The following is a 13,255-nucleotide window of genomic DNA, read 5'->3' as shown; positions in this document are numbered from 1 at the left end:
CCTACCTCCTGCCGGCCGGAACTGCGGCGCCGAATACGGCTGGGGAGACACCAATGCCGAGTTCTGAGAACCGGTCAAGGAACCTGGGGCGAATACCCGTGGGGATTGGTTTGCCCAGGAACCTTCCGTGCTGGTCAACTCCGGCTGAGTAGTCGAAGAGGAACGCATCCTGGAGGGTGACGATGTCACCTTCCATTCCTTGGACTTCCGTGACGTGCGTGACCCTGCGGCTGCCATCACGCAGGCGGGTGACCTGGATGATGAGGTCGACTGCCGATGAAACCTGTTCGCGGATAGCCCTCAGGGGCAGATCCATACCGGCCATGAGGACGAGAGTCTCCAGGCGGGCGATGGCGTCCCGGGGTGAATTTGCGTGGACTGTGGACAGGGAGCCGTCGTGGCCTGTGTTCATGGCCTGCAGCATGTCCAGCGACTCGCCGCCGCGGACCTCGCCTACGATGATGCGGTCGGGACGCATGCGAAGGGAGTTGCGGACAAGTTCCCGGATTCCAATCGCACCTTTCCCCTCAATATTCGGAGGCCGGCTCTCCAGGCGGACCACGTGCTCCTGCTGCAACTGGAGTTCCACTGCGTCCTCGATGGTGACAATGCGGTCGTCTTCGGGGATGAAGGATGACAGTACGTTGAGCAGCGTGGTTTTGCCCGTACCGGTTCCGCCGGAAACGATGATGTTCAACCGGGCCTGGACACACGCACTCAGCAATTCAGCCATCTCCGGGGTCAAGGAGCCCCAGTCGATGAGGTTCCGGACTGTGAGGGGTACGTGGCTGAACTTCCTGATGGTCAGCGAAGGCCCGTTGACTGCCAGCGGAGGAATGATCGCGTTGACGCGGGAACCGTCCTCAAGCCGGGCATCGACCAGCGGCGACGATTCGTCGATGCGCCGGCCCACCCTGGAAACGATGCGCTCTATCACTTTTCGGAGGTGGTCGTCGGAGCTGAACTGCGATCCGGTCAGGCTCAAGTGGCCGCCGCGCTCGATGTAGATCTGGTCGTACTTGTTGACCATAATTTCTGTCACGGACGGGTCTTCGAGCAGCTTCTGCAGGGGACCGTACCCCATCACCTCGTCTGCAATCTCGCGAATGAGCCTGCGGCGTTCTTCGGGCGAAAGTGGCACCTGCTCGTCGTCGATGACTGCGGAGAGTTCATCGACGGCTATGGTCCGCAATTCCTCGTCCGACGACGACGTGTCCCCGAAGCGCGTGCCGAGACGATCAAAGAGTGCCAAGGCTGCCCTTTGTTTGAGCCCGGCAAGCGCATCGATAGGCGGTGCTGTGAGGTTGCCACCCAGCGGCGAACCTGGAACCGGGGCGCCAGCCGGGGTAAAGGATGTGCTTTCAGGTTGGGTGCCTGTCTTCGACATTTCAGACAGCGTGCGGCCGTTGGGCGGTGTGGCGTTTGGCCCGTCGGAATTGCCTTGAGAGCCAGCGAGCCTATCTGAGAGTTTCATGACACAACCACCCTTCGGTGCAGCTTGGTGCGTGGGGAGGATACCCACTCGGGATCAAACCGATCTACGAGCTTCTTCAGCCCTTTGGCCGCGGCATCCCTGGTGGTCGCTTGGAGGACCGGTATGCCGCGGTTCGTTGAAAACGGGAGCGTCCGGGACCGCGGGATGACAGCGTCAACAGGGACGCCAACGGTGGCTTCCACATCCTGGACGGACAGTCCGCTTTTGCGGTCCGCAAAGTTGAGGATGGTGTGCCGTCCCTGGGGCATCAGCTGCAGTTCTTTCAGTACTCCAAAGCACTTTCGCAACCCACGGACACTTGGAACGTCCATCCCGCAGACCCACACCCCGTCGGTGGCCTGTTCCAACGTGGCGAGTACGTGCTCGCCCAGGCCCGGCGCGGTATCTACCACGACATATTTGAATTCACTGGCCAGTTGCTCGAGCAGCCGGCCCACGTGCTCGCCGGTGATGTAATCGGCTTCGGCCGGAGTCCGGGGAGCGCAGAGCGCGTAAATCCCGGCGGGGTGCACGGTCAGGAATGCCTTGAGGACCATGGAGTCCTGGGAGGCAATCCCATGAACGGCATCGGTGATCGAGTGCTCGGGCTCGAGCAACAAACCGGATGCAACATCGCCGAACTGGAGGTCCAGATCGACAAGGACGACGCTCATCGGCGCTACTTTGCCCAATCCCACCGCGAGGTTGGTGGCGACTGTCGTCTTGCCGACTCCGCCCTTCGGTGACATGACGGCGATGACCCGGCCCCGTTCCTGCCCCGGGTCCGTGGGCAACGACATTCCCCGCCGCCGGCTGGCAGATGCCAGGCAGGCCCGTTCGAGCAGGACCCGCAGGTCGTTCACCTCGATATCTGGCCTCAAAACGTCCCGGATACCTGAGTGCATGGCACGGAGCACCAGCTCAGGGGAGGGCTCCGCAACCAGGAGCAGGCTGATCTCCGGATACTGGAGGTCAAAGACGGTGGCCAGTTTCAGCGCGTCTTCTTCGCTGACGCCCGGCCCCAGGATCAGAACTTCAGGCGGTGCCCCTGTCAGCTGCCGGAATACGTCCTCCGGTCCGCCCGACAGAATGGCCGGGCTGAGAGTTTCCAGGTCCCCATGGAGGGCAGTCGATACCGCCTCCCGCACTCGGGACTCGAAGTCCCGCACCCCGGTTATGGCTACGAAGCGGCTCACCGGTACAGCCCGCCAAAGGTCGTCACGGGAGGCTGCGTCTTGGTGCTCTTGTCGGTCTGCTTCGAGAGCCACAGTGTGCCGTATTCTGCCCCGAAGACCATCTTTGCGGCGTCGGCGTCGCTCCTGGCCACCGTTACGAAGGCGGAACCATTCGGCATGGCCACCGTTGAATCACCCGAGGAGTTGGACGAGTTCTTGCTGTCATCGGGTGCGGCTTTTTGGACGGCAGTGACCAGCACGTCGTGGAACAGCAGCCCGGTGGACTGCTTCCAGCCCTTCACTTCAGCTGGGACGTTGGCATCCGCGGGCATGTTGTCGTCAGTCTTGAATGAGCTGTACACAGTGACCACGTCGCCCGCTTCCAGTCGGCCGCCCAGGATCCGCTCGGGGGCCAGGAGGAATGTAACCTCCTGTAGGCCGTCCGGCACCGGCACGGTGCCCGGTACCAGTTCCTTCGGGTCCACCAGCTTTGCTGCAAGCAGCTGTTCGCCGGTTTGGAGGGCGGAGGCGGTAACACGTCCCGACTGGCCATCCAGGCTTTCGAGTGCAGCTGCCGGTACGGCAGACTGCGGAAGCTCTTCGACCTTAACCTTGCCGCCCAAGTCTTCAACCTTGGTGCCGGCAGGGACGGCCTCCTTGACGACGAGAACTTTCACGGGGTTGAGCCCCTGTGCAGCTCTAGCGTCGGCGCCCTGGACATAGACGACCAACAGGGCAGTTCCAATGATTGCCAGCACCAGTGCTGCAATGCCTCCCAGTAGGCGAGATTTCACTGTGGGTACTCCTTTGCAATGTGGGTTTGTTGATTAGCGGGAAAGTCCCGCGCGGTTAGTTCTTGAGGTACACCTGGGAGCCGCCGTAGTTAGGAATGGTGCTCGAAGACAACCCCTCGGCAAGGGACACAAAGCGAGTGAAGTACCCCTGGACGGCACGGCAGTTTCCACTGCAGGACGGCGCTAGCGGGTCGAGGTCCTGGACGCTGCCACTGAACTTGTAGCCAGTGACCTTGAAGGCCAGGAACCCCACGATCGTGTATTTGGTGTTGTTGCCGTTGTTGAGCGAAACAGCTGATGAAAAGACGGGAACCAGGACTGTGGTGCCCTTGATGGTCGATGGCATGGTGTCGCAAACGTGTGGCAAGGAAATCCCAGGCTTGCTGCCAACGATGGCAGTACCCGCATCGATTGTGGCGGAGCAGTCACTGCCGGCGTCCAGCCAGCCGAAGCCGCCCGGAGCATAGCCGTTTTGGGCTGCGCAGCCTGGGTACGCGGGTGTGTTCTCGTCGTAGCGAAGGGTGAGGTGGTTGGGGATCGGATCCCCGGTGAAAGTGCCTGTGGAATTGAAGTCCGCCAGTTGTGAAGCGGAGAGGTTCTTCTTGAAGACGCAGTCACTGATGGTCCAGGGAAAGCTCGTTGCTTCGGAAACGGCGCCCCACGAGGCTTCTGCTGTCGCTTGGATTTGAGTGGTGTTGAATCCCATGACGCGTGCAAAGAACAGCCCAAATCCGTCAGTCGACGATCCCGCTGCCCGGGCTTTGGTTTCTACGTGCACGGTTGTGGCGTTGGGAAATGTGACTGTGGATCCGCTCGTGCCGTCATTGGCGTTGCTGTTGGCGAAGAGGTTCCCGGTTCCGGACGAATCCCCGCAGGAGCCTTTGGCGCACTGATTCGCAACGGCCAAGGCCGCCGAGTCCGCTCCGTTCTGCAACTGGGCCTTTTCGGCGTACATTGCTCCGACATCGACAGCCAGGGCCGCAAAGCCGAGGAGGACGACCAAAACAAGTGCCACAACAACTGTTGCCGCGCCTCGCTCATCCCCTTCCCCTGGGGTGGTCCGCTGCTCACTCTGCGCTCGCGTGCGATCTATCCGCCGCATCTCATAACTCCTACTCCTGTGAGGGTCATCGGAAAGATGCCCGGGGCGCCGAAGAATCCGGCATCCAAAAATCCGGAGAGTGAAGGCAAAGTGACCCTGGTGGTCACTGTCACGTTCGCGTCGGCCGCGCAGCTGCCCGCATTGTTCGTTACGCCAACGGGGAGCCCGGAAAGCGAGGGTGCGGCGGCGAGGGTAGCTGATGTGACGTTCAGACCGGGATCTTTATAGTGGATGGCTGCGTAACGTGCGCCCTCCCTCGCGGCCTGGGTCAGAGAAACCTGCACGTTCAGCACCCGGCCAAATTCGATTGTTCCCATCACTACGAGAAGCAGTAGTGGCAGTAGCATTGCCATCTCGACGGCCACTGCGCCGCGCTCTTTTCGTTTCGCTTTCAAAACCGTCTCCCAGGCCGATTTGCGAGGATTACCGTGTGTGTAGGTTCGTTTAATGGAGTCGGCCGGCTCCCGGTTTTCCACCATGAGAGCCGGCCAACGCGGCTTGGGCTAGAGGCCTGCCGTGACGCCCTGGAACATGTTCCGGATGGCGATGCCGAGAGGTCCGATAGCGACGATGACCACCACTGCGATGAGGGCGACCATGATGCCGTACTCGACCATCGTTGCTCCCTTTTCTTCCCGGGTGAACCGATCCTTGACGCCGGCGATGAAAGCAGTCATTGAGACCATGAGAGAAGTCATTGTATTTTCCTTAATTCGGTGAAATTGGAGTTGATGCTGATTTCAACGAATTTCCAGCTGCCCCCGTAAAAGTTTTAGCGGCTGGACTTCGCTAAGAAGAGATTGTCACTGGGGGCCATGGGCAACAATGCGTAGTGGTACTCGTCTTTTTAGCCGTGCGATAAAAAGACGTACTCGAATACGTGGACAAGTACTCAGGCATCTTGTGCTGGCAGCTACCCGACTACTTGCAGCAGTGAACCTCTGGGCGCATGGGCAGTGACGCGACACGCCGCCATGGGCGTGGGTGAGATGTGGATAGGGTGGGTGGCTTGGCGCCGCCGGGAGCAGCAGGCCCGGGACGCAGGTTTGCGCAACGATCCGGGAGGTCGATGCTGTTCGCCGGCTGCCTCTCACAAAGCAACCGGCGCGAGCAGGGCAACGGCGAACCCGGAATTCAGCGCAGGCTCCCCAACGACGAAAGCGCCCAAGGCGTGGCCCTCGCCTTCCCGGTGAAGAGTGAACCGGGAACAAGAGCGAGAACAAACATGCCTTGGGCGCTGAGTCCGTCTGGGAATAGGGCGCGCGGCCCCGAAGAACCGCGGAGATAATGTCGTCAGGGCCGCAAGCCTCAGGGCCTGAAGTTAGTCAGGACCTGGCGCGGCCGTCAATCAGGGATGCACTAAATGCCGGCCGTCACCCCTGCGAACATGTCGCGGATTGCGATTCCGAGAGGTCCGATAGCGACGATGACCACCACTGCGATCAGGGCGACCATGATGCCGTACTCGACCATCGTTGCACCCCTTTCTTCCCGGCTGAAGCGATCCTGGACGCCGGCGATGAAAGCAGTCATTGAGACCAAGAGAGAATTCATTGTATTTTCCTTAATTCGGTGAAATTGGATTACTTTTGATTTCAACGAATTTCCAGCTGCCCCCATAAACTATTTAGCGGCTGGGCTTCGCTAAGAAGAGATTGTCACTGGGTGGCATGGGCAACAATGCGTAGTGGTACTCGTCTTTTTGGCGGTACGCTAAAAAGAGGTACTCGAATATGCGGAGCAAGTACTCAGGCGCCGCAGGCCGTACCCGGCCGACTACTTGGACTTTTGCCTTGGCGAAGCTGTCGATGTGGTACGAGCGCCAGGCTGGGTCTAAACGAAGAACAAAGTCACGGCCATGAGGGCACCCAGCATGGACGGCCCGTGGGGTACTTCGGTGGCCTTGGTCCGGCCTTTCCTGCCTAGGACAATCACCGTGACGAGGCCGTTCAGGATGAACCCGATGAGCCCTCCGTAGAGGAGGTGGCTCCAACCTAGGTACCCCAGGTAAAGGCCAACGGGAGCGGCGAGCTTCACGTCGCCCATTCCGATGCCGCCGGGAGAAATAAGTCCCAAAATAAGGTAGCCGGCAAACAATATGACAGCTCCCAGGACTGAGCGGAGGAGATCACCAGATTCCTTACCAAATATTCCTGGCAGCAGAAGCAACAAAAGACCGCCGGACAGCAGCATCAACACGAGGGGGTTCGGCAGGAGATGGAGTGCGACGTCGATCCTTGCCAGCTGGACGCCCAGGACAGCAAGTAAGAGGAACGCCGGGAGGCCCAGCGCGCTGCCGAAATGTGCCGCGAAGGCCCCGCACGCGACGGCGGTTACTGCCGCCGTCGTAATTCTTGCCTGCAGGCGCGGCACCTCGCCAAGCCTGGGAAGCAGCTTTGCGATGAGTCGCTCGGCGATGGGGGAGAGGACGGCTCCCAAGAGCGCGGCGCCAACGACCAGGAGCGCGGCGTTAGGGTCCCAGTTCACCGCTGACAACACTGCATCCCCCTGCTTTGGATTGGGCCGACACGGCCCCAGCGGCCTCCGGCTACCTCATTTTGACCCCGAACCACCTGACGCGCTAATCTTGGTAGTCGTTGTGCGTGTCCTATTCCGATGGTGCGTGCCCGCTTGAGGATCCGGTTGCAGGATAACTACTCAACGTGCACATTCGGAACTTCAGGATGACTGGTTACATGGAGCCCTCACCTCTGTTCCGGTAGCGCGCAGACAGTAGGTGCGCGAGCTAGCGACACCTAAACAAGAACGCCAGAACAAGAACGAGGCAAACACCGTGCGTACGTACACCCCGAAGCCCGGCGATATCAACCGCCAGTGGCACGTCATTGACGCCACCGACGTTGTCCTTGGTCGTCTTGCAAGCCAGACCGCAATCCTGCTGCGCGGCAAGCACAAGGCCACTTTCGCATCCCACATGGACATGGGCGACTTTGTCATCATCATCAACGCCGAAAAGGTAGCCCTGACCGGCGCCAAGCTGGAGCAGAAGCGCGCATACCGCCACTCCGGCTACCCGGGCGGCCTGACCTCCGTCAACTACGCGGAACTGCTGGAATCAAACCCGGTCCGCGCCGTTGAGAAGGCCATCAAGGGCATGCTCCCCAAGAACTCCCTCGCTGCCCAGCAGCTGGGCAAGCTGAAGGTGTACCGCGGTGCTGAGCACCCGCACGCTGCCCAGCAGCCCAAGACTTTCGAAATCACCCAGGTCGCCCAGTAGTCCTGGCCACCAAACAACTTATCTATACAAGGAGAATCGTGGCTCAGAACGAAGAGACCACCGAGGTCGTCGAGGCCGAGGAAAACCTGACCAGCTACACCTCTGAGAGCTCAGCTGCTGAAGCTGCTCCCAAGAAGGAGCGTCCGGCCCTGACCGTTGCCGGCGCAGCTGTTGGCCGCCGCAAGGAAGCTGTTGCACGCGTTCGCGTCGTGCCCGGCTCCGGCAAGTGGACCATCAACGGCCGCGAGCTGGCGAACTACTTCCCGAACAAGCTGCACCAGCAGGACGTCAACGAGCCCTTCAAGATCCTTGATCTTGAAGGCGCCTACGACGTTATCGCCCGCATTCACGGCGGCGGCATCTCCGGCCAGGCCGGCGCCCTGCGCCTCGGCATCGCCCGTTCGCTGAACGAGATCGACGTCGAGAACAACCGCCCGACGCTGAAGAAGGCCGGTTACCTGTCCCGCGACGCCCGTGTCATCGAGCGTAAGAAGGCCGGTCTCAAGAAGGCCCGTAAGGCTCAGCAGTACTCCAAGCGCTAACAAGGCGCCTTCCCAGGATGGGGCCGCTGGCGCGACCTCATCCTGGGGCCCGCAGCGGTTTTTAGCGCTCGGCTCCACAAGCGCTAAATCCGCTTGCACAGAAGCCCGTCCCACCGGTTGGTGGGGCGGGCTTCCGCCGTTGGTGGACTCCTGCTTGCCCTTGTCCGCGTTGGACACCCCGAATTGTGCCGCGACACAAGCCGCTGGCCAGCCGTTTAAAGCCGCGGCAACACCATCCTCTACACTTGACCGGTGTCTAGATTATTTGGAACTGATGGCGTCCGGGGGCTGGCCAACGGCCTGCTGACAGCAGAGCTTGCCCTGCAGCTGGCCCAGGCGGCCGCCGTCGTGCTCGGCCACGACCGCAACTCCAACGGCTCCCGGCCCCGCGCCGTGCTGGCCCGTGACCCGCGAGCCAGCGGCGAATTCATCGCCGCCGCCGTGGAAGCCGGCCTCTCCAGCTCGGGCATCGACGTCTACGACGCCGGCGTCCTGCCCACCCCCGCAGCCGCCTACCTGGTCGCGGACCTGGACGCCGACTTCGGAGTCATGATCTCCGCCTCCCACAACCCGGCGCCGGACAACGGCATCAAGTTCTTCGCCCGCGGCGGCCAAAAGCTGCCCGACGAGGTGGAGGACGCCATCGAGGCCCAGATGAGCAAGGAAGCCGTCCGCCCCACCGGCCCCGACGTCGGCCGCATCCAGCGCTTCTCCGATGCCGAAGACCGCTACATCGTCCACCTGCTCCGCACCCTGCCGCATCGCCTGGACGGCCTCACCGTTGTACTGGACTGCGCCAACGGTGCCGCCAGCGGCTGCTCGCCCCAGCTTTTCAAGGACGCCGGAGCCCACGTCATCGTCATCGGCGCGGATCCGGACGGACTGAACATCAACGACGGTGTGGGTTCCACCCACTTGGGGCCGCTCAAGGACGCCGTGATCAAGTACGATGCTAACCTCGGCATAGCCCACGACGGCGACGCTGACCGCTGCCTGGCCGTGGACCATGAAGGCAACGAGGTGGACGGCGACCAGATCATGGCCATCCTTGCCGTCGCGCTCAAGAAGGCCGGCAAGCTCAAGGACGATGTCCTGGTGGCCACCGTCATGAGCAACCTGGGCCTCAAGATCGCCCTCCGCGACGCCGGCATCACCATTCTGGAAACAGCAGTGGGGGACCGCTACGTCCTCGAGGGCATGCGCGACGGCGGCTACAACCTCGGCGGCGAGCAGTCCGGCCACGTCATTTTCTCCGACCATGCGACCACCGGTGACGGCCTCCTTACCGGCCTGCAGCTCGCCGCGCAGGTGGCCCTGACCGGGAAACCGCTCAAGGAGCTCGCCACGGTCATGACGAAGCTCCCGCAGGTACTCATCAACGTCAAGGGCGTCGACCGCAGCCGGGTCAGCAGCAACGGCGTCCTGGCCCAGGCCGTGGCGGCAGCGGAAGCCGCCCTGGGTGACACCGGCCGGGTCCTGCTCCGTCCCTCCGGCACCGAACCCGTGGTCCGTGTGATGGTGGAGGCGGCGGACGAGGAAACCGCCCAGTCCATCGCTGAACACCTTGCCCGGGTGGTCCGGACGGAGCTCGCCCTGGAGCTCGCCTCAAACTAGAAGTCAAAGGAAATGTGGCCCGCCTCCTGATAAGGAGACGGGCCACATTCGGTTGGGTGAATACCCCAAGTGCGTAGGAACAGCAGCAGGCGTCAGAACAGGCCGGGCACGAACCGCGCAGTCCGCAGCTTGTATGCCGCATATTCGGGCACGTTTTCCGCCAGCAGTTGCTCCTCCTGAACGGCCCGGTACGCCTGGACGGCTGCCAGCACCACGAGGATTGCCGCCTTCAGCACAGCGGGGCTAAAGCACACCGCCCCAACCAGGGTGATCATCTCTCCGACGTAAAGCGGGTTACGGATCAGCCGATAGGGGCCGTGCTGCACCAGCGTCCTTACCTGCGGTTCCACGCCGAAACTCTTACCGAGCGTCATCAGGGACCAAACAGTGAAGACCATTCCCAAGGTCATCAGTCCCACCGCAAACGACGCAAGACCTTCAGACACTTCCGAGCCGCCGGCAAATGCGAGCAGGAAGGGCAGGAAGGTTCCAACGTATGCCGCGACTGTGGGAGCAATGCGTCCGCTCCGGGCGCTTGCGGAACTCCTGGTCAAAAGGAAATAGACCGCCATCAAATAGAAGACGGTCATCAGTACTTGGTAGGAGACGTGCAGCCCGGTGACAAAGGCAGAAGCCGAAGCGACCTTCGAGCCCGAAAACAGTGCGGAGACCGCCCACAGCAACAAGAGCGCCATGATCGGGACGAGGATTACCCGTTCAATGTCAATTGACGTTGACTGCTGGCGAAGTTTCATCAAAAAGCCTTCCAGGGAGTTGCAGACCCAACATCTGCAGCCACGGTTCCGCGGCCTCCCCATTGAGGCGGCGGTGCACTGAGCCTAATAGGACTTGGGGCCCTAATCGCAGAAATTTGCCATAAATTGCCGCGATCCTGAGCAAGATCCGCAGGTAGTCACAACATTAAAGAAATGTGGCCCGCTCCCTGACAAGGAAGCGGGCCACGTTCGGACGGGTGGACCTAGACGGCGCGGTCCCTCAGGGAATCGCGGATTTCGGTCAGCAGGGCGATCTGCGGGTCTTCGGCAGATTCTTCCTTCACGTCGGGGTTGATCCCGAGCCGGCGGTTGCGCCGCTCGATCATGTGGTTCATCGGAAGGACCACAACGAAGTAGATGGCGGCCGCGATCAGGACGAAGGAAATGATGGAAGAGATGACCCGGCCGTAAAGGAAGCCGTTCCACTGCATTTCCTCGATGCCCTTGGCCTGGAAGAGCAGGCCGATCAGCGGTGTAAGCAGGCCCTCCACGATTGATGTGACAACAGCACCGAACGCGGCACCCATCACGACGGCGACGGCAAGGTCAACAACGTTGCCCTTCATAATGAAATTCTTGAATCCAGTCAGCATGGGACCCACGCTAGCCCACGGAGGGAGTGCTTCAGATAACGCGGCGGTAAATTTTTGGCGCGTCATGGGAACTGGACTGGCGTCTTGGACGTCTAGAGGTATCCCGGTGCAGCTTCCAGCCCGAAGTATTCCTCCAGCGTTCCGATGCCGCGGTTCAGCATGTCCGAGGCCGCATCCACGCCCACGTACCGCAGGTGCCACGGCTCGTAGTAGTAGCCCGTGATGGGGTGCAGCATCCACGGGTAGCGCACCACGAATCCGAACCGGTGCCCGTTCGCTTTCGCCCACGTTGCGGCAGGCTGCTCCGCGAAGCACGGCTGGAAGCTGCACGCACCCCCGCCGTCCCCGATGTCGAACGCCCATCCCGTCTGGTGCTCCGAGTGGCCGGGCCGCGCACTGGCGGTGTCGGCGTCGGCCTGTCCCCGCGCCGCGACGTACCCGTTGTAGGTGGTCACCTGAGTGCTGTACGAGCGGTAGCCGCTGGCCAGGACAATCGCCACGCCGTCCCTTGCGGCCGCAGCGAACATCGCCTCCGCCGCTGCGGCGGTCGTGCTGTTGAGCAGCGCAGCCTCACCGGCGGCAGAGATGGCGACGGCGGGACGCACCAGGTCGGCCGGCACATAGTCGGCGGGCTTCAGTGCCCGGTGCTTGTTCACGATGACCCAGGGGCTGGCCGGATCATCAAGCGAAAATTGCCGTGCCAGCGTTGCCGAGGGAGACGGTGTGGGGGACGGCGTCCCGGACGGCTGGCCCACCGCGGCCGCGTCCGCCGTCGTGCCCGCTGTTGCGGTGGCGGCGGCAGGGGAGGGTAACGGTGAGGCAGCCGCGGACGACGACGGCGCCGCCTTGGGTGCCTCCGGCGTGCAGGCGGACAGGACAGTCAGCCCGGCCCCCGCAGCGAGGAAGCGCGTGAAGCTGCGCCGGCTGTATGACCCGCATTCGTAGCACACCTGTGCTAAACCTTCCGGAGCAGCATCCGGCGGATGGAATGGTCCGCCTCTTTAGTCAGCACCAGCTGCGCCCGGCCGCGGGTAGGCAGCACGTTCTCCTCCAGGTTGGGCTCGTTGATCCGCTTCCAGATGTCCCGGGCGGTCTCCTCCGCCTCGTCGTCGGAGAGCGTGGCGTAGCGGTGGAAGTAGGATTCCGGCTGCGCGAACGCGGTGCTCCGCAGCTTCCGGAACCGGTCCACGTACCACTCCTCGATGTAGGAGGTCTTGGCGTCCACGTAGATGGAGAAGTCAAAGAAGTCACTCAATGCCAGGCCCTGCCGGCCGTCATGCCGGGGGCGGGCCGGGGCCAGCACGTTCAGGCCCTCCACGATCAGCACGTCCGGGCGGCGGACCACCACTTCCTTGCCGGGAACTATGTCGTACGTGACGTGCGAATACCAGGGTGCCCGCACTTCCTCAGCGCCGCCCTTGATCTCACTCACGAAGCGCAGGAGCGCCCGGCGGTCGTAGGACTCGGGAAAACCCTTCCGGTCCAGCAGCTGCCTGCGCTTGAGCTCGGCCAGGGGGTAGAGGAACCCGTCGGTGGTAATGAGCTCCACGTTGGGGGTGCCCGGCCAGCGGCGAAGCATCTCCCGCAGCACGCGGGCGATGGTGGACTTGCCCACGGCAACAGAGCCGGCCACGCCGATCACGAAGGGGGTGCGCTGGGTCTGCTCGCCCAGGAAAGTGGTGGTGGCCGCGTGGAGTTGCCCGGCAGCTTCCACGTACAGGTGCAGGAGCCGTGACAGCGGCAGGTAGACGTCACTGACCTCCTTGATGTCCAAGGGGTCGCCGAGCCCGCGGAGGCGCAGCACGTCCTCTTCATTGAGGGGCTGTTCCATCTGGGCTGCGAGCCGGGACCAGGTATGCCGGTCCAGCTCCACGAACGGCGAGGCACCCTCCCCGTTCGCTTCATTGCGTTGTGAAGTCACCTAAAGATTCTGCCCCGCGCCGGGCC

The 13,255-nt window shown here is 62.3% G+C and carries 15 protein-coding genes; 3 read left to right on the top strand and 12 right to left on the bottom strand.

Annotated features, from left to right (window positions below):
- Position 1: 1 nt before the first annotated feature.
- The 8 genes from ACZ9J7_RS01210 to ACZ9J7_RS01175 all read right to left on the bottom strand — a co-directional run bounded on the left by ACZ9J7_RS01210 (position 2) and on the right by ACZ9J7_RS01175 (position 7,044).
- On the bottom strand, positions 2–1,474 hold the full coding sequence (locus ACZ9J7_RS01210; protein ID WP_476206362.1) for a CpaF family protein: 1,473 nt from the start codon (positions 1,472–1,474) through the stop codon (positions 2–4).
- On the bottom strand, positions 1,471–2,670 hold the full coding sequence (locus ACZ9J7_RS01205; protein WP_476206360.1) for a CpaE/TadZ family protein: 1,200 nt from the start codon (positions 2,668–2,670) through the stop codon (positions 1,471–1,473). Before ACZ9J7_RS01205 ends, ACZ9J7_RS01210 begins: the two co-directional genes overlap by 4 nt.
- Positions 2,667–3,443, bottom strand: a complete 777-nt coding sequence (gene cpaB / locus ACZ9J7_RS01200; RefSeq protein WP_476206359.1) for a Flp pilus assembly protein CpaB — start codon at positions 3,441–3,443, stop codon at positions 2,667–2,669. Before cpaB ends, ACZ9J7_RS01205 begins: the two co-directional genes overlap by 4 nt.
- A gap of 55 nt (positions 3,444–3,498) precedes the next feature.
- On the bottom strand, positions 3,499–4,545 hold the full coding sequence (locus tag ACZ9J7_RS01195) for a Tad domain-containing protein (protein WP_476206358.1): 1,047 nt from the start codon (positions 4,543–4,545) through the stop codon (positions 3,499–3,501).
- Entirely contained in the window at positions 4,533–5,024 is a 492-nt protein-coding gene (locus ACZ9J7_RS01190; protein ID WP_476206356.1) for a TadE/TadG family type IV pilus assembly protein, read from the bottom strand. The genes ACZ9J7_RS01195 and ACZ9J7_RS01190 overlap by 13 nt, the downstream gene beginning before the upstream one ends.
- 24 nt (positions 5,025–5,048) lie before the next feature.
- The gene (locus ACZ9J7_RS01185; protein ID WP_441858674.1) at positions 5,049–5,243 is read right to left on the bottom strand and encodes a Flp family type IVb pilin; all 195 of its coding nucleotides are present in this window, start codon (positions 5,241–5,243) and stop codon (positions 5,049–5,051) included.
- A gap of 661 nt (positions 5,244–5,904) precedes the next feature.
- Complete coding sequence (locus ACZ9J7_RS01180) at positions 5,905–6,099, bottom strand: Flp family type IVb pilin (protein ID WP_441858672.1); 195 nt, start codon at positions 6,097–6,099, stop codon at positions 5,905–5,907.
- A gap of 279 nt (positions 6,100–6,378) precedes the next feature.
- Positions 6,379–7,044 carry a prepilin peptidase gene (locus tag ACZ9J7_RS01175; RefSeq protein ID WP_476206353.1) on the bottom strand — a complete coding sequence of 222 codons (666 nt, stop codon included), beginning with the start codon at positions 7,042–7,044 and terminating at the stop codon, positions 6,379–6,381.
- Positions 7,045–7,339: 295 nt separating this feature from the next.
- Here ACZ9J7_RS01175 and rplM point away from each other — a divergent pair, with 295 nt between their 5' ends.
- The 3 genes from rplM (at position 7,340) to glmM (ending at position 9,939) form a co-directional block, all read left to right on the top strand.
- On the top strand, positions 7,340–7,783 hold the full coding sequence (gene rplM / locus ACZ9J7_RS01170; RefSeq protein ID WP_015937805.1) for a 50S ribosomal protein L13: 444 nt from the start codon (positions 7,340–7,342) through the stop codon (positions 7,781–7,783).
- Between the two features lie 38 nt (positions 7,784–7,821).
- Positions 7,822–8,325 carry a 30S ribosomal protein S9 gene (gene rpsI, locus ACZ9J7_RS01165; RefSeq protein ID WP_159631395.1) on the top strand — a complete coding sequence of 168 codons (504 nt, stop codon included), beginning with the start codon at positions 7,822–7,824 and terminating at the stop codon, positions 8,323–8,325.
- A 252-nt stretch (positions 8,326–8,577) separates the two neighbouring features.
- A complete protein-coding gene (gene glmM / locus ACZ9J7_RS01160) occupies positions 8,578–9,939 on the top strand; it encodes a phosphoglucosamine mutase (protein WP_476206349.1) in 1,362 nt (453 codons plus the stop codon).
- Between the two features lie 92 nt (positions 9,940–10,031).
- Here glmM and ACZ9J7_RS01155 read toward each other — a convergent pair whose 3' ends face one another.
- The 4 genes from ACZ9J7_RS01155 to coaA form a co-directional block, all read right to left on the bottom strand.
- Positions 10,032–10,694 carry a methyltransferase family protein gene (locus ACZ9J7_RS01155; RefSeq protein ID WP_476206347.1) on the bottom strand — a complete coding sequence of 221 codons (663 nt, stop codon included), beginning with the start codon at positions 10,692–10,694 and terminating at the stop codon, positions 10,032–10,034.
- Between the two features lie 224 nt (positions 10,695–10,918).
- Positions 10,919–11,308: a large conductance mechanosensitive channel protein MscL gene (gene mscL / locus ACZ9J7_RS01150; protein WP_387557448.1), complete on the bottom strand. Its 390-nt coding sequence runs from the start codon at positions 11,306–11,308 to the stop codon at positions 10,919–10,921.
- Positions 11,309–11,400: 92 nt separating this feature from the next.
- Positions 11,401–12,258 carry a M15 family metallopeptidase gene (locus tag ACZ9J7_RS01145; protein WP_476206345.1) on the bottom strand — a complete coding sequence of 286 codons (858 nt, stop codon included), beginning with the start codon at positions 12,256–12,258 and terminating at the stop codon, positions 11,401–11,403.
- Positions 12,259–12,263: 5 nt separating this feature from the next.
- A complete protein-coding gene (coaA, locus tag ACZ9J7_RS01140) occupies positions 12,264–13,229 on the bottom strand; it encodes a type I pantothenate kinase (protein WP_476206343.1) in 966 nt (321 codons plus the stop codon).
- Positions 13,230–13,255 lie beyond the last annotated feature (26 nt).

The organism is Pseudarthrobacter sp. TE9888 (assembly GCF_056279345.1).
The sequence above is the reverse complement of the archived record's forward strand: the minus strand, read 5'-3'. Positions and strand labels throughout refer to the sequence as shown.